15 protein-coding genes are annotated in these 16,091 nt (G+C 73.6%); 7 read left to right on the top strand and 8 right to left on the bottom strand.

Going from position 1 to position 16,091, the window contains the following annotated elements; translation table 11 throughout:
- Positions 1-15: 15 nt before the first annotated feature.
- From HTV45_RS26120 to HTV45_RS26100, 5 genes are all read right to left on the bottom strand, one after another.
- Positions 16-906 (bottom strand): dihydrodipicolinate synthase family protein, encoded by an 891-nt coding sequence (locus HTV45_RS26120; RefSeq protein WP_215208328.1) that lies wholly within the window; start codon positions 904-906, stop codon positions 16-18.
- On the bottom strand, positions 903-2,420 hold the full coding sequence (locus tag HTV45_RS26115) for an NAD(P)/FAD-dependent oxidoreductase (RefSeq protein ID WP_215208327.1): 1,518 nt from the start codon (positions 2,418-2,420) through the stop codon (positions 903-905). Before HTV45_RS26115 ends, HTV45_RS26120 begins: the two co-directional genes overlap by 4 nt.
- Complete coding sequence (locus HTV45_RS26110) at positions 2,410-2,709, bottom strand: (2Fe-2S)-binding protein (RefSeq protein WP_215208326.1); 300 nt, start codon at positions 2,707-2,709, stop codon at positions 2,410-2,412. Before HTV45_RS26110 ends, HTV45_RS26115 begins: the two co-directional genes overlap by 11 nt.
- A complete protein-coding gene (locus HTV45_RS26105) occupies positions 2,706-3,872 on the bottom strand; it encodes an FAD-binding oxidoreductase (RefSeq protein WP_215208325.1) in 1,167 nt (388 codons plus the stop codon). The genes HTV45_RS26110 and HTV45_RS26105 overlap by 4 nt, the downstream gene beginning before the upstream one ends.
- Before the next feature lie 65 nt (positions 3,873-3,937).
- Positions 3,938-4,600, bottom strand: a complete 663-nt coding sequence (locus HTV45_RS26100; protein ID WP_215208324.1) for a hypothetical protein — start codon at positions 4,598-4,600, stop codon at positions 3,938-3,940.
- Positions 4,601-4,822: 222 nt separating this feature from the next.
- On the opposite strand from HTV45_RS26100, the gene HTV45_RS26095 reads away from it, so the two are divergent.
- From HTV45_RS26095 to HTV45_RS26085, 3 genes are all read left to right on the top strand, one after another.
- Positions 4,823-5,479: a helix-turn-helix transcriptional regulator gene (locus HTV45_RS26095; protein ID WP_215208323.1), complete on the top strand. Its 657-nt coding sequence runs from the start codon at positions 4,823-4,825 to the stop codon at positions 5,477-5,479.
- 31 nt (positions 5,480-5,510) lie between these two features.
- Positions 5,511-6,050 (top strand): toxin-antitoxin system, toxin component, encoded by a 540-nt coding sequence (locus HTV45_RS26090; RefSeq protein ID WP_215208385.1) that lies wholly within the window; start codon positions 5,511-5,513, stop codon positions 6,048-6,050.
- 151 nt (positions 6,051-6,201) lie between these two features.
- Positions 6,202-6,441, top strand: a complete 240-nt coding sequence (locus tag HTV45_RS26085) for a hypothetical protein (protein WP_215208322.1) — start codon at positions 6,202-6,204, stop codon at positions 6,439-6,441.
- A gap of 243 nt (positions 6,442-6,684) precedes the next feature.
- Here the strand turns inward: HTV45_RS26085 and HTV45_RS26080 are convergent, their stop codons facing one another.
- Positions 6,685-7,365, bottom strand: coding sequence for a 4'-phosphopantetheinyl transferase (locus HTV45_RS26080; RefSeq protein WP_215208321.1), 681 nt, complete (start codon positions 7,363-7,365; stop codon positions 6,685-6,687).
- Positions 7,362-8,246, bottom strand: coding sequence for a metallophosphoesterase (locus tag HTV45_RS26075; protein ID WP_215208320.1), 885 nt, complete (start codon positions 8,244-8,246; stop codon positions 7,362-7,364). The genes HTV45_RS26080 and HTV45_RS26075 overlap by 4 nt, the downstream gene beginning before the upstream one ends.
- Before the next feature lie 238 nt (positions 8,247-8,484).
- Here HTV45_RS26075 and HTV45_RS26070 point away from each other — a divergent pair, with 238 nt between their 5' ends.
- Complete coding sequence (locus HTV45_RS26070; RefSeq protein WP_215208319.1) at positions 8,485-9,690, top strand: ATP-grasp domain-containing protein; 1,206 nt, start codon at positions 8,485-8,487, stop codon at positions 9,688-9,690.
- A 178-nt stretch (positions 9,691-9,868) separates the two neighbouring features.
- Here HTV45_RS26070 and HTV45_RS26065 read toward each other — a convergent pair whose 3' ends face one another.
- Positions 9,869-11,206: a 6-phospho-beta-glucosidase gene (locus HTV45_RS26065; protein ID WP_215208318.1), complete on the bottom strand. Its 1,338-nt coding sequence runs from the start codon at positions 11,204-11,206 to the stop codon at positions 9,869-9,871.
- 446 nt (positions 11,207-11,652) lie between these two features.
- On the opposite strand from HTV45_RS26065, the gene HTV45_RS26060 reads away from it, so the two are divergent.
- The 3 genes from HTV45_RS26060 (at position 11,653) to HTV45_RS26050 (ending at position 15,765) form a co-directional block, all read left to right on the top strand.
- Positions 11,653-12,855 carry a sensor histidine kinase gene (locus HTV45_RS26060; protein ID WP_215208317.1) on the top strand — a complete coding sequence of 401 codons (1,203 nt, stop codon included), beginning with the start codon at positions 11,653-11,655 and terminating at the stop codon, positions 12,853-12,855.
- Positions 12,852-13,523: a response regulator transcription factor gene (locus HTV45_RS26055; RefSeq protein WP_215208316.1), complete on the top strand. Its 672-nt coding sequence runs from the start codon at positions 12,852-12,854 to the stop codon at positions 13,521-13,523. Before HTV45_RS26060 ends, HTV45_RS26055 begins: the two co-directional genes overlap by 4 nt.
- Positions 13,524-13,653: 130 nt before the next feature.
- Entirely contained in the window at positions 13,654-15,765 is a 2,112-nt protein-coding gene (locus tag HTV45_RS26050) for an MMPL family transporter (RefSeq protein ID WP_215208315.1), read from the top strand.
- Positions 15,766-16,091: the final 326 nt, after the last annotated feature.

The raw sequence follows: 16,091 nt of genomic DNA, 5'->3' as shown, positions 1-16,091 counted from the left end.
CGGCGGGCTCCTCCCCTACGCCAGTCCGGCCGCGAGGGCCTGCTCGGTGGCCGCGCGGACGGCGGCCTCCTGCCCCGGTTCCAGCGGGACGCGGGGCGGACGGCAGGGCCCGCCGTGACGGCCCACGAGGTCCATGGACAACTTGATGGCCTGGACGAACTCCACGCGCGAGTCCCAGCGCAGCAGGGAATGCAGTTGCCGGTAGAGCGGCCGTGCCGTCTCGAGGTCACCGCCGACGGCGGCGCGGTAGAGCTCCACACAGGACCTGGGCAGGGCGTTCGGGTAACCGGCCACCCAGCCCCTGGCCCCGGCGACGGCCAGTTCCAGCAGGACGTCGTCGGCGCCGATCAGCAGGTCGAGACCGGGGGCCAGCTCGGCGATCCGGTAGGCGCGGCGGACGTCTCCGGAGAACTCCTTGACCGCCTGGACGTGTCCCTCGCCGTGCAGCCGGGCGAGCAGTTCCGGTACGAGGTCGACCTTGGTGTCGATGGGGTTGTTGTAGGCGACGACCGGCAGCCCGGTCCGGGCGACCTCCGCGTAGTGGGCGAGCACGGAACGCTCGTCGGCGCGGTAGGCGTTGGGCGGCAGCAGCATCACGGCCCGGCAGCCGGCCTCGGCCGCCTGCTCGGTCCAGCGGCGGGCCTCGGCGGAGCCGTAGGCGGCGACGCCCGGCATGACGCGCTCCCCGCCGACGGCGGCGACGGCCGTCTCGACGACCCGCGCGCGCTCCTCGGGGGTGAGCACCTGGTACTCGCCGAGGGAGCCGTTCGGCACGACACCGTCGCAGCCGTTCTCCACCAGCCAGGCGCAGTGCTCGGCATAGCGGTCGTGGTTCACGGAGAGGTCGTCGTTCAGCGGCAGCGCGGTGGCGACGAGGACGCCGCGCCAGGGGCGGTGGTCGGTCATGAGGGTTCTCTTCTCGGTGTGCGGTGCGTGGGGTCCGTACTGCCGGTGCCGGTCGCGCTGTTCCTGCCGTCGGTGCGGTCGGTGCCGCCCGTACTCCCGGTCCCGTCGGGGCCGCCCGCTCCGGGCTCGTGCTGTGCCGCGAGTACGCCCAGGGGCACGGGCCGGGCGAACGGACGCCGGTCCGGGGTGGGTTCACATCCGGCGAGGCCCGCGACGGCCGGTGCGCACACCCGGCCCTGGCACCAGCCCATACCGGCCCGGGTGAGCAGCTTGACCGTCCGGGTGTCCCCGGCCCCCAGCGCAAGCGCCTCGCGGACGGCGCCCGCCGTGACCTCCTCGCAGCGGCAGATCACCGTGTCGTCGGTGACCTGGCCGGCCCAGTGGGCGGGCGGGGCGTACAGGGCGTCGAGGGCTGTCGCACCTCGGCGCAGCCGGGTGCGGACCCTGGCGGCAGGCGCCCACTCCCCCGGGTCCGGCGTGGTGCCGCGCAGCCGGGCGGCGATCGAACGGCCGGCGATGTGCCCCTCGGCCCGGGCGAGTTCCACGCCGCCGACGCCGGTGGCCTCGCCCGCCGCCCAGACGCCGGGTACACCGGTGCGCTGTTCGCCGTCGACGGCCACGGCCGACCCGTCGAGCCGGCAGCCGAGGCTCAGCGCGAGATCGGTGTGCGGGAGCATGCCGTGCCCGACCGCGAGGGTGTCGCAGGGCAGCCGGCGTTCGGTGCCGGGCCGGACGCGGCCGTGGCCGTCGAGCGCGGCGACCGTGACGCCGGTCAGCCGGTCTCCCCCGCTCCCGGCTCGGTCCGGGCGGGAGGTACCGCCACCGTGCGCGCGGACGACGGTGTGGCGGGCGAGGAACGGCACTCGGTGCCGCAGCAGCCGGGCCGCGTACCCGGCGGCCTCGGGCAGCTTGCCGGTCAGTGCTCCGGCATGCCGCGCCAGGCGCCGGGGGTCCGCGGACTCCACCAGGGCGGCGACCGTCACGCCCGCCGAGGCGAGCGCGGTCGCCACCGGCAGCAGCAGCGGCCCGGTACCGGCGACCACGGCGGTCCGGCCGGGGACGACGAGGCCGCCCTTGAGCATGGCCTGGGCGCCCCCCGCGGTGAGCACACCGGGGAGGGTCCAGCCGGGGAAGGGCAGGACGGTCTCGTATCCGCCGGTGGCCAGGAGCACGGCGGTGGCACGCACCTCGGCCGGCTCCTCCTGTTCCGGCCCGAACAGCGCGTGCACGGTGAGTCCGTCCGGCTCCCGCTCCAGGCACCACACATGGTGCTCCGCCAGCACGCGCACGGAGCTCGCGGCGAGCCCGTCCCGCAACCGGGTCCAGGTGCGCCTTCGCCGGTGGGGTTCCCCGGAGCGTTCTGCACGGAGCGGGGCGGCGGGCTGCCGGTGGAACTGTCCGCCCGGCTCCGGTGCCGCGTCGACGAGGGCGACCCGCACGCCGCGCGCGGCCGCAGCGAGGGCGGCTGCGATGCCTGCCGGTCCGGCACCGATCACCGCCAGGTCAGTCCGCATGCCCCGTCCCCTCCTGGGTGCGGATCACATCGCCCGGACGCGCCGGCACCAGGCAGGCGCGCTGTCCCGGACGGTCGTTGACGGTCACCAGGCAGTCGAAGCACACCCCGATGCCGCAGAACACCCCGCGAGGGCGTCCGCCGTTCCGGGTGGTACGCCAGGACGTGACGCCGGCCGCCCACAGCACGGCGGCGACGGTGCGGCCGGGCAGTGCCTCGATCCGCCGTCCGTCGAAGGTGACCTCGAAGGCGGGTCCTGGCCGGACACCGGCACACTCCAGCGGATTCACTCGGTCTCCTCTGCCTCGAAGCGGTCGGGAAAGCGGTCCGGACGCAGCGGTGCGAGGTCCAGGTCCGGTGTGTGTCCGGTCAGCGCCTGGGCGATCAACAGGCCGGTGCCGGTGGCCAGCCCGATACCCGCGCCCTCGTGACCGCAGGCGTGGAACAGGCCCGGTGCCCGGGGGTCGGGCCCGATCGCGGGGAGGTGGTCGGGAAGGTAGGGCCTGAAGCCCGCGTAGGCGCGCAGGGCCCGGATGCCGGAGAGAAACGGGAACAGGCGGGTCGCGCCCGCCGCCAGAGCCCGTACGGCCGGCAGGGACAGGGACCGGTCGAAGCCGACCCTTTCCCGGCTGGCGCCGATCAGCACCGGACCCGCGGCCGTTCCCTCCACCACCGGGGAGGTCGTCAGCGCGGTGGAGTCACCGGCGACGTCGGCCACGTAGTCGGCGGCGTACACCTTGTGCCGGATACGGGGTGGCAGTGGCTCGGTGACCAGCACGAAACCCCGTCGGGGCAGGACGGGCAGGAACACCCCGGCGCGTTCGGCGAGTTCGCCGCCCCAGGGGCCTGCCGCGTTGACCACGGCGGGGGCGTGGAGATCGCCGCGGTCGGTGCGCACCCCCCGTACCGTGCCGGCGGGGGTGCGCAGGACCTCCGTCACCTCGCGGCCGGTGAGCAGCCGGGCCCCGGAGGCGCGCAGCAGGTGGGCGGCGGCCAGGGCGGGCATCACCTGCGCGTCCTGCGGGTAGTGGACTCCGCCCGCGAGACCGGGCGCCAGACGCGGTTCGAGGTCGTGGAGCCGGTCCGCGGGGACCGGATCGGCCGCCACCCCGGCGGCCCGCTGTGCGTCCGCGAACGTCCGCAGCCCGTCCAGGGCTTCGGATGTCCCGGCGACGACGAGTCCGCCCTTGGCCTCGTACTCCACCGCCGGGCCCAGTTCCTGAGCCACTTCTGCCCACAACCGGCGTGAAAGTAGAGCCAGTTCGAGTTCAGGGCCGGGTGCCTTGTCGGAGACGAGGATGTTTCCCTCACCCGCGCCGGTGGTTCCGCCGGCCACGCGGCCCCGGTCCACGACGGCGACGTCCAGGCCCGCCCGGGCCGCGTACAGGGCGCAGGCGGCGCCCGCCATCCCGGCACCCACCACCACGACATCGCAGGTCAGCGGCTCGCTCACAGCAGTACTATGTCACACAGCACATCTGCGGGGAACAGTGCGGACAAGGCCGGACGGGGCCGTCCTCAGTCGGCGGCGTGGACGACCCGGAGGTGGGAGACGGCACGGTGGGCCCTGCGGCGGCGGCGGGCCGGGGGACGCCGGATCTCGCGCAGGACGAGGGTCAGCCGGGCGCAGCCCATGTCCCGGAGGGTGTCGGTCGTCTCGACGACGATGCGGCAGTCCGTGGCGCCCCAGCGCGGGTCGGGGTGCAGCAGCGGCCGTACGGCGCCGTCCTGTTCGGCGGCCCGCTCCCCGACGGACCGGAGCCAGTGCGGCAGCCCGTGCCGGTAGGCGGCCTCCATGATCGGGTCCTGGGCGATGTCATGGCGGATGGCCTGCAGTCCGTGGTCGTGGCCGTGGCGCTCGACGGTCTTGGCGAAGTGGGCCAGCATCGGCAGGCACCAGCTGGACTCGTGGTCACCGAGGACGGTGGCGGCGTCCGGGTGGAAGAGGACGAACCGGAGGAAGTTGTCGACGGGCAGGGCCGTCGGGTGTGGCTCGACGTCCTGGAAAAGTGTCCGGAAAGCAGTGTTGGTGAGCAGCACGTCCCAGCGGTGGTCCACCACCAGGGAGGGGAAGGGGGCCGCCTCCAGCAGCGTGGCGTAATCCCGCAGATAGGCCTCCGCCTCGGGAGTCCCGGGGCCGGGCCGTGGGTCCGGCCGCTGCCCCTCTGCCTGAAATGCCATCGGGAGGTCACCCCTCTTGCCTGTGCGGCCCTGACGCGGGCCCCGATCCTGGTGCCCGGACGTGCGGCATGTCAACTATCGTGGCATTCCACCACGGTTGACGGCTGAAATTGGCCACAGTTGTGGCGAGACCTGGATGTGAGTTCGAAGCACCGGATAGTCTCCGTGAGGTTCACGGCAATCGCTTGTGAGAAGCCTGTGAGAGACGTAGGAGATCTTTCGGTGACGGGTGGCTTCGAGGGTCCGGACACCGCGCCGACGGCCGCGTTGCCGGCCGTCGTCGCCCGCGTCACCGCACTCGCCGACCGGCTCGGTGTGGCGCATTCCGAGGTGTTCGACGTCGGCCGGCTGTCCGTCGCCTCCGGGGTCCCGGAGCCCGTCGTCAGGGCGCTGCTGAGCGGACGGCCGGCGGGCGAGCCCGATGTGCAGGCCCGGTTCGTGCAGCGGCTGGACCTGCTGCGCCGCACCCGTCTGAAGCCGAACGGCCGCCGCTGCACCCAGCAGGAGATCGCCGACGGGGCGGGCATGTCCCGGCAGCAGGCGGGCGCGCTGATCAACGGTGACCGGCGGCCCACCATGGAGCACTGCGACGCCATCCAGCGGTTCTTCCGGGTGCACGCCGGTTTCCTCACGGCGGAGGATCCCGAGGCCCTGACGAGCGCGCTCCAGCACATCGAGCAGGAACTGCTGCAGAAGCTCGCGGACCGGGAGCGCAAGGCGGCGGCGGTGGCCGACGACCCGCTGGAGCGGCTGCTCCAGGACCACGGGGTGCGCGGCATCGCCTGGCGGGCCGCGCAACTGCCCACCGACCAGCACCGCGACAAGGTCGCGGAGTGGCTGGACATGCTCCTGGAGAGCGTCCAGCGGCCCAAGTCCTGACCCGGGGAGAGCTGTGGGCATCGGTAGGGAAATGCGCCGTCTGTGCGGCGAGCTGGTCGCGGAGCTGACGCTTCCCCTCCCGGCGCGGCCGGCCGATCTGTACGCGGCCCTGTGCGAGGGAATGAGCCGGCGCCGCGGCCGGCCCGTGCTGTTCCGTACGGCCGTCTTCCCGCCGGGGACGGCGAGCGGACTGTGGCTCGACATGCCGGACTCGGACCTCGTGGTGATCGAGGAACGCACGGCTCCCGACCACCAGTTGGTGATCCTGGGCCACGAGCTGTGGCACATGAAGGCGGGCCACTGCGGCAGTCGTGTCGCGGGGCACGCGGCCGCGACCCGGCTCGTGGACGCGGCGGTCGACGAGGAGGCCTTGCGGGCGACCGTCCTGCGGGTCGCCGCGCGCACCCGCTTCGATCTCGCGGAGGAGAAGGAGGCCGAGGCGTTCGGCCTGCTGCTGGCCAGCAAGTGCCGGACCCGGCTGACCGGTTCGGCTCTGCGCGGACCCGTGCAGCGGGATCACCTGGCGGGTCGGATCGGGGCGTCGCTCGGCTACCTGGGTCCGCGGGACTGACCGGACGCGCTCCGGCGCGCGAGCCCCGCCGGCCGGGCGAACCGGCGCCCGGCGCGGCCCGATTGTCAGTGGTGGACGGCAAGCTGGAAGCAAGCTCCCGCGCCGCGCGGGGGCGTGGCACCGACGACCACGACACGGGGAGAGCCGAGCGATGCCCACCGCCGTACTGACCGACCGCGAGCGCACCGCCGTCCAGGCCTATCTACGGCTGCTGCACACCGTGCGCGCCGCCTTCGACGACACCCGGCCGGGACCGCCGGGCACTCCCGTGCCCCCGCTCGTCCCGCCCTCCGTACTCGCCGAGGCGGAGGCCGCCCTGTCCCGCGCGGGCCTGACCGGCAACGAGGAGAAGTTCTTCCACCTGATCCGCACCTGGCACCCCGTACCCTAGCCAGCCCCACCCCGGTTCCCCCCGCCCTCAGCGGCGCGGGGAACCGCACGACCGGCCTCCACGACTTCAGGGGCGGGGAACTGCGCGACCAGCCCCCACCCACCCGCACCCGCATCACGCCCACCGCTCGGCACGCCGCCCACCATCCGACAAGCCGACGCCCGTTTCAGCCCCCCTCAGGGGCGCGGGGAACTGCGCGAGCGCCCCCCACCCACCCGCACCCGCACCCGCACCAAGGGCTCCTCACCCCGCGAGCGCCACCGTGACCGCCGTAGCGATCAGCCCCTGCCGCGCAGTCCACCGCCCGGTGAACACGTTCACCCCGCGCCCACCCACCACCGGCCCGTCGACAAGCAGCGTCGCCCGGAAGGCACCCCGCGTGCCCTCCCCGTCCTCCACCTGGAACTCCAGGTCCGCCTCCATGAAGTCCAGCCACTTCCCGGTGAGCGGGTACCACGCCTTGTAGACGGACTCCTTCGCGCTGAACAGCAGCCGGTCGAAGTGCACGCCGGGAACCTCCCCGCTCAGCCGGGCGATCCTCGCCACCTCCCCGGGCAGCGCCACGGCGGTCAGCACCCCCTCGGGCAGCGCCGCGTGCGGCTCGGCGTCGATACCGACGGACGCCAGCTCTCCGACGCGGACCAGCGCTGCGGCACAGTACCCCTGGCAGTGCGTCATGCTGCCTGCCAGACCCTCCGGCCAGAGGGGAGCACCGCGCTCGTCGGGCAGCACGGGCCCCGGCGCCACGCCGAGCTTCTCCATCGCGCGGCGGGCGCAGACGCGTACGGCGGTGAACTCCCGCCGCCGCTTGAGCACGGCCCGCCGGACCACCGCCTCCTCCTCGGGATACAGCGGAGCGTCGACGCCCTCGTCACCGTAGGCCTCCACGGTGAGCACCGTCGACGGCAGCAGTTCCTCGATCATCGTCCGCCCCTCTCCCCTGAACGCCCGGACTCTCCCGGCTCCGCCGGTACGATCCGGCGCAACCTCCCCGGCGGCCGGTCCCGTGTACGCCACTCACGCGGGTAGCCCACCGACACCTCCTCGAAGCGGACCCCGTCCCGCCAGGTGGTCCGGGGGATGTGCAGATGGCCGTAGACCACGGTGCGCACGGGGAAGCGGCGGTGCCAGTCGTCGGTCAGCACGGTCCCGCACCACATGGCGAACTCCGGGTACCAGAGCACCTCCGTCGGGTGCCGGTGCAGCGGGTGGTGGTTGACGAGGACGAGCGGCAGGCCGTCCGGCACCTCGGCGAGCCGGCGCTCGGTCTCGGCGACCCTGGCCCGGCACCAGTCGTCACGGGTCGGATACGGGTCGGGGTGCAGCAGGCTCTCGTCGGTGCAGACGACTCCGGTGCCGTGCGCGTACGCCAGCCCTTCGTCCTTGGTGGCGCACCCGGACGGCAGGAACGTGTAGTCGTACAGCAGGAAGAGGGGGGCGACGGCTACCGGACCGCCGGGCCCCTCCCAGACGGGGTAGGGATCCTCCGGGGTGATCACACCGAGGTCGCGGCACTGCTCGACCAGGTGCTCGTAACGGGCGACGCCGCGCAGCGTGACCGCGTCGACCGGGTGGGTCCACAACTCGTGGTTGCCGGGAACCCAGACGACCTTGGCGAACCGGCCCGCGAGGGTCTTGAGCGCCCAGCTGATGTCCTCCACGGTCTCCGCGACGTCACCGGCCACCAGCAGCCAGTCCTCGTCCGACTCGGGCCGCATGCCTTCGATCAGGGCCCGGTTCTCGGCGTACCCGATATGCAGGTCACTGATGGCCCACATCTGTCCGCTGCGGTGCGTCCCCGACATCACGCGTTGTCCCTCCACCCGTCCCCGAACGCGTCCACGAGATCACATCGGCGCCGTCGGAACAAGCGACATGCGGGAGACGTACGTGGTATCGGGACCCGTCGCCGAAGCCGTATGATCGCCCCGACACCACCGCCGTGAAGCGCCCTTCGCACCGGGCGGTTTGGTGACCCTCCTTACGTCTGCCCGGGCAACGGGCCGCTGAGCCCTGCCCGCCAAACCCGAAAGGGCGGCCTGCATGGTCTCTCGCGTACGCGTCTGGCTCAACCGCACGTACGCGGAGAACGTGTTCTTCATGGATCAGCTGAGGCGAAATCCCAGTGACCGGGCCGTCGAGATCCATGCCACCCACGGGGACCCCGACTCTCCCGTGCTGGCCGCCGCCGACACCGCCGAACTGGAGCCGGAGGGCCTGTCCCCGGCGGCGTACGTCGAGTACGCGCTCACCCAGTGCGAGCGGCGCGGTATCGATGTGTTCGTCCCGCGGCTGCACCAGGCGGCGATCGTGGCGCACCGCGCCGAGTTCGAGGCGGTCGGTACGGCACTGATGGCGCCGCCGCCCGAGGCGGTGGCCGTGTTCCACGACAAGGTCATCGCCTACGAGGCGGTCCAGGCGATCGGGGTGCCCGTACCGCCGTGGTGGCGGGTGCGGAGCGCGGAGGAACTCGTCACGGCGGTCGGTGAGCTGGAGGACGGTGGCCATCGGGCGTGCTTCAAGCCCGCGTCGGGTGCGGGCGGGGTCGGCTTCCGCATGATCACGCGCGATCCGTTCTCGCTCGCGCAGCTGAACGGCTTCCCGGGCCCGTGTGTGCCGCTCCGCCTGGTGCTGGACGCCGTACGGGAGTCCGAGGAGCCGGTGGACTGGCTGGTGATGCCGCGTCTGGAGCAGCCCGAGGTGTCGGTGGACTGTCTGACCGGGCCCGACAACCGGGTCCGGCTGGCCGTGGGGCGCACCAAGAACGGCCGGCGCCGTGGCTTCACACTGGACGAGCGGTGGCTGGAGCCGGCCCGGCGGATCGCCGAGGGTTTCGGTCTGCATCATCTGTCGAACATCCAGTTCCGGATGCTCGGCGACCGGCCCGTGCTGATGGACGTCAACACCCGGCCGGCGGGCGGCCTGCACCAGCTGTCCCTGTGCGGTGTGAACGCTCCGTGGGCCGCCGTCCGGCTGGCGCTCGGCGACGACCCGGGCGAGATGGCGCCGCCGTTCCTGGGCCAGGACTACTCGGTGGTGTCCGGTCCCCGGCCGCTGCTTCCGGTGTCGCTGCCGCAGCAGCGTGCGGACGTGTCCGTGGCGGGCGTGGGCGCCGGGCCGGCTCCGGTGGGCCCGGCAAGTCCATCGGCTGCGGTCACGGCCACGACCGGGGCCACCGTGACGACTGCGGCGACCGCGGCGTCCGTGGTGTCCGTCGAGCCGTGGACGGCGACCGCGGGGCGCTCGTAGGCATTTTTTCCGGGAAATTCCCGCCAGGGGTGTATCAGGGGCCGTACTGCGCGCTCTTGATGGTGTCGGCGACCAGGGGAAGCCGCCGCTGAGGGGGATCACGGGGGAACCGGGGGGCTCGGGTCGGTCGGCCGCTTTCACGGGGGGCGACCGGCCGGCCCGAAGCCGTGAACCGGGGCTATGCGAGGTAGGCGAGGCCGGGGTGGACGGCGGTGTAGCCGTCGACGAGACGGCGGGCCACGGTCACCGAGTCGACGAGCGGGTGCAGGGCGAATGCCTTGACCGCCCTCGCGCGGGAGCCCGACCGGGCCGCGGCCAGCACCTCGCGTTCCACGGCCTTGACGGCGCAGACCAGCCCGGTGGCGTGACCGGGCAGCGGGTCGACGGAGACGGGGTGCGCGCCGTTGGCGTCCACCAGGCAGGGCACCTCGACCACGGCCTCCGCGTCCAGTGGTGCCAGGACGCCGCCTCCCCTGACGTTGAGGATCAGGGTGGTGCGCTCGTCGCGGGCGATGGCGCGCATCAGGGCGAGGGCCACCTTCTCGTAGCCGCCGGACAGGTCGTCCGCCTCCCGTTCACCCGCCCCCGCGGTCTCCCGGTTCTCGGCCATGTAGGTGGCCTCGCGTTCGGCGCGGGTGCGGTCCCACAGGGCCAGTGCGGAGACATCCCGGTCGCGCGTCCCGGCGTAGAAGCGGGTCTGCTGGTCGTGCAGGAAGGAGCCCCGCGTCCGCTCGGCCCGCCGGTATGCGTCCACGGTCTCCCGGTTGAAGTAGTAGTAGTGCAGGTACTCGTTGGGGATCGCGCCCAGGGACCGCAGCCAGTCGGCGCCGAAGAGTCTGCCCTCCTCGAAGGAGCCGAGCAGCGCGGGGTCGGCGAGCAGGCGGGGGAGTTCGTCGCGGCCGGCGATCCGCAGGCCGCGCACCCAGCCGAGGTGGTTGAGACCGGCGTAGTCGATGTACGCCTCCTCCGGCCGCGCGCCGAGCACCCGGGCGATACGGCGGCCGAGGCCGACCGGTGAGTCGCAGATGCCGATGACGCGGTCCCCGAGGTGGCGGGACATCGCCTCGGTGACCAGCCCGGCCGGGTTGGTGAAGTTGATGACCCAGGCGTCGGGGGCGAGGCGGGCCACCCGGCGGGCGATGTCCAGGGCGACGGGCACGGTGCGCAGCCCGTAGGCGATGCCGCCGGCGCCGACCGTCTCCTGGCCGAGCACGCCCTCGCCGAGGGCGACCCGCTCGTCGTGCGCCCTGCCCTCCAGACCGCCGACGCGGATCGCCGAGAAGACGAAGTCGGCGCCGCGCAGCGCCTCGTCGAGGTCGGTGGTCCAGGTCACCTCGGGGGCGTCGGGCACCCTGTCGGCCTGCTCGGCCAGCACCCGGGTGATCGCGGCCAGCCGGCCCGCGTCCACGTCGTGCAGCGCGACCCGGGTCACCCGCCCCTCTGCGTGGTCCCCGAGCAGCGCCCCGTACACCAGCGGTACGCGGAAGCCTCCGCCGCCCAGAATCGTCAGCTTCACTTCCGCACCCTTCCCACCACGACGCACCCGCACGACGAACGTGCACGACCCTACTCGCGGCGGGGGGGGGGGGGGGGGGGGGGGGGGGGGGCGNCCCCCCCCCCCCCCCCCCCCCCCCCCCCCCCCCCCCCCCCCCCCCCCCCCCCCCCCCCCCCCCCCCCCCCCCCCCCCCCCCCCCCCCCCCCCCCCCCCCCCCCCCCCCCCCCCCCCCCCCCCCCCCCCCCCCCCCCCCCCCCCCCCCCCCCCCCCCCCGCGCCGTGATGTCCGCGCCGTGATGTCCGCGCCGTGATGTCCGTCCGGCCCGGCGCGCCGGGCGCGGAGGAAACCCCGTCACCCCCGTCCCTCCCCCCGCCTGCAACCCGGCACCCGGAAATCCCTCTCACCGGTGAGGACGGGCGTTCGAGGTCCCGTGATACTGGGACGGCCCCCGCCCCGAGGAGCCGCTCATGTCCCTCCGGTCCGCCCTCACGCCGATCGTCACCCGCTGGCGTACGGCGAATCCGTACGCCCTCGACACGGTGCTCGCCGCGCTCGTGCTGTTCGCCGTCTCGCTGCAGTGGATGTTCCCCGACGAGGGCGACGACCCACTGACCTTGCGGGGCTGGCTGCTCGGCGCCGCCACGGCCCTGCCGCTGATCTGGCGGCGGCGGGCGCCCTGCCTGGCCGCGTGCGCCGTGTCGGTCGCCACCCCGGCGCAGGCGCTCTACTGCGCACCCCCGCCGGACGTGATGTACGGCGGGATGGTCGTCCTGTACACCCTGGCCGCCGTCGGCAAACCCTGGCAGCGCCGGATGATGCTCGCGGGCTGGGTGATCGGGGTCGTGACGACCATGCAGCACCAGACGGAGAAGGAACCCTTCGAGTACGCCTTCCATCTGATGGGCCTCTTCGGCGCCTACGCCCTCGGCATGCTCAGCCGGGTACAACGCGCCTACACCACCGAACTGGAGGACCGGGCCCGCCGGCTGGAGCGGGAACGGGCCGCGGACACCGCGCGGGCGAGGGCCGAGGAGCGCTCGCGGATCGCCCGGGACATGCACGACATCCTGGCGCACGCCGTGAGCCTGATGGTGGTGCAGGCGGAGGCCGGTCCGGTCGTGGTGCGCAATGACCCGGAGCGCGCCGAGGCGACCTTCGACACCATCGCGGCGACCGGGCGGGACGCCATGACGCAACTGCGTAAGATCCTCGGCGTGTTGAAGGAAGAGCAGGAACGAGTGGACGGTGCGGCGCTGGCGCGGCTGCCGCAGCCCAGCGTGACGGCCCTGCCCGGACTGGTCCGCCGGGTCCAGGAGTCCACGGGGCTGTGTGTCGAGCTGCGCACCACGGGAGAGCCCTCCCCGCTCGCCCCGGACACCGAGATCGCGGTCTACCGGGTGGCCCAGGAAGCGCTCACCAACACCGTGAAGCACGCCCGTGCCTCCAGCGCGGTGGTCGCACTGGACTGGGCGGAGGACCGGGTCACCCTCACCGTGACGGACGACGGCCGGGGACCGGCGGCGCCGGGCGGCGGTCACGGACTGATCGGCATCCGGGAGCGGGCCTCGGCCTGCGGGGGCAGCGCCGAGACCGGCGGCGGCCCGGACGGCGGCTTCCGGGTGGTCGTACGCCTGCCCGTGGCGGCCGACCGGGCGACGGCCCTCGGATGAGCATCCGGGTGGTCGTGGCCGACGACCAGGAGCTGGTCCGGGCCGGCTTCGGGATGATCCTCGACGCGCAGGACGACATCGAGGTGGTCGCCGAGGCCGGTGACGGCGAGGAGGCCGTCGCGGCGGTGCGCCGGCATGCCCCGGACGTGCTGCTGCTCGACATCCGCATGCCGGTGATGGACGGCCTGGAGGCGGCCCGCCGGGTGTGCGGGGAGTCGGGCTGCAAGGTGGTCATGCTGACCACGTTCGACCTGGACGAGTACGTGTACGAGGCGCTGTACGCGGGCGCCAGCGGCTTCCTGCTCAAGGATGTCCGCCGGGACGACCTCGTGCACGCGGTGCGGGTGGTGGCGGCCGGTGACTCGCTGCTCGCCCCGGCCGTGACACGGCGGCTGGTCTCGGACATCGTGCGGCGCCGCAGAGAGGGGGCCGCCGCCGACCCGGTGACCCCACGGCGCCTGGACGTGCTCACCGCACGCGAGGTGGAGACCCTGCGGCTGCTGGCCCGGGGACTGTCCAACGCGGAGATCGCCACGACCCTGTTCGTCAGTGAGCACACCGTCAAGACCCATGTGAGCAACGTGCTGAGCAAGCTCGCTCTCAGGGACCGGGTACAGGCGGTGATCTGCGCGTACGAGACGGGGCTGGTCACTCCCGCCTCCCCCTGAGGAGTGAGTGCGGGGGAGGTCTCCCCCGCACGGGCGAGTGCCGCATACCGCTCTCACCGGCGATCCGGTACCCCGCCTCCCGGCAGGAGTCTGAGGGTCGTTGACGATCCATCACTCGCCGGGAGGGACCGTGCTTTCCGCACTCGTCCGGGCGGCCACCCGCCGCCCATTGACCGTGATGCTCCTGTGGGGGCTCTTTCTGCTGCTGGGCTTCGGGCTCGGGACCGGCGTCTTCGCGCGGCTCTCCGACAACGTGCCCGAAGTGCCCGGGACCGAATCGGAGTCGGCCGCCCAGTACCTGGACCGGGCGGACCCGACCGGCGAGTCGGTCACCGCCGTGGTGGCCGGCACCACCGTCTCCGGCCCGGAGGTGCGTGCCGAGGTCGAGCGGGCCGTGGCCGACGTCCGGAGGATCGCCGGTGTCGCCGCCGTTCCCGATCCGTACACCACCCCCGGCCTGACCGCCGGCGACGGACAGGCCCTGATCATCCCCGTCGCGCTCGAAGGCGGACTGGACGAGGACGCCGAGCAACGCACGCTGGACGAGGCGGCCGACCGCATCCGTGAGATCGACGCGCCCGACGTCCATGTGAGCGGGGGCCCGCTGCTGGGCATGCAGATCGGCGAGCGGGCCCAGGAGGACGTGAAGAACGCGGAGCTGATCTCCCTGCCGGTGGTACTGGCGCTGCTGCTCGTGGTGTTCGGCGGGCTGCGCTCGGCGCTGATGCCGCTGATCATCGCGGTCAGCGGGATCGCGGGGGCCTTCCTGGCGCTGTTCGCGTTCAGCCAGGTCACCGACATCTCCGTGTACGCGATCCAGGTGACGACGATGCTGGGGCTCGGACTCGCCGTGGACTACGCCCTGTTGATGCTGGTGCGGTTCCGGGAGGAGCGCCGGCACACCGAGGACGTCGTCGAGGCGGTGCACCGCACGGTCACGGCGGCCGGGCGGACGGTGCTGTTCTCCGGTCTCACGGTCGCCGTCAGCCTGACCGGGCTGCTGGTGTTCCCGAGCGTGTTCCTGCGCAGCATGGGACTCGCGGTCGCCGCCGTGGTGGTCGTCGACATGCTGGCCGCGCTGACCCTGCTGCCGGCGCTGCTGACGCGGTTCGGCGGGCGCATCCCGCCGTCGAAGACACCCAAGGGCGGTGAGGAGGGCCGGTTCTTCGCCCGCGTCGCCCGTTTCGCGGCCCGGCGCAGGGTCGCCGTGCTGGCCGTGGTCGTCCCGGCGCTGCTGGTGCTGGCGGTGCCCGTGACCGGGATGAGCATCGCCGTCGGGGACGCACGTCAGCTCCCGGCCGACACCGAGGCGCGGCAGTTGCACGACACCGTCGCCGGGCACTTCCCGCCGGGAACCGGTGTCTCGCCGGTCACCGTCGTCGTCCGGCCCGGCACGGACGCGGCGGTCACCGACCGTATCCGGGCGCTGTCCCCGGACGCCGGGACACGTGAACTCCCGGACGGCACCGCGGTGATCGAGATCCTTCCGCCCGGCACGTCCGACGGCGAGGAGGCGACCGAACTGGTCGAGCGCGTACGGGAGACGCGCGGCGACGAACCGGTCGAGGTCACCGGCACGGCGGCCCAGCTGGTCGACTTCCGCGAGATGCTCGCGGAACGCGGGCCGTGGGCGGTACTGACCGTCCTGGCCGGCATCTTCGTGCTGCTGTTCGCGTTCACCGGTTCCGTGCTGCTGCCGCTGCGCACCATCGCCACCACTCTGCTCAGTCTGGGTGCCGCGCTGGGTGTGGTGGTGTGGGTCTTCCAGGACGGCCATCTGGCCGGACTGCTGGGCGCCGAGGGCCTGGGCGCACTCAGCATCACCGCGCCACCGCTGATCATCGCGATCGCGTTCGGACTCGCCATGGACTACGAACTGTTCATCCTGGCCCGGATGCGCGAGGCGCGACAGCACTCCGGCGACGACCGGGAAGCCGTGGTGACCGGCTTGCGCCGCTCCGGGCGGGTCGTCACCTGTGCGGCGCTGCTGCTGGCGGTGGTCTTCGGCGCCTTCATGACGGGCGGGTTCTCACCCATTCTGCAGATCGGCCTCGGCCTCACGCTCGCCGTCCTCATCGACGCGACGATCGTGCGAATGCTCCTCGTACCGGCCACCATGGCCGTACTCGGCCGCCGCGCCTGGTGGGCCCCGGCACCGCTGCGCCGGGCGCACGACCGCTACGGCCTCCGGGAGGAGGCGGAGGCGGAGGACACCCGCCCGCGGGTGCCGACGAGGGCGTGAGCGGCCGGCCGGTGCACGAGCCACCACCGGACGCGGAGCAGCCGGCCAGGCGTGAGCCACCGGCCGGAGGCGGAACGGCCGGCCAGGCGTGAGCCACCCACCACAGGCGCCAGGAGCCACCGACCGCGCGTGAGCGACCGAGGCGGCGCGGACGGCACCCGTACGTGGTCGAACGGAGCGAGGGGCGGCACCCGGGACGGTCCCGGGTGCCGCCCCCTCGCGACGGATCTGACGCGCTTGCACCCCATTCGCGCCATTCGGAACGTGAACTCCCCACGCTCACAAGGACTTTCTCGGCTACACCTCTTGACGGCCGAGGGGCCGCA

The organism is Streptomyces sp. CHD11, assembly GCF_018638295.1.
Lineage (GTDB): Bacteria > Actinomycetota > Actinomycetes > Streptomycetales > Streptomycetaceae > Streptomyces.
Note: the sequence above shows the minus strand (reverse complement) of the source record. Positions and strands in the feature narration are given on the sequence as shown.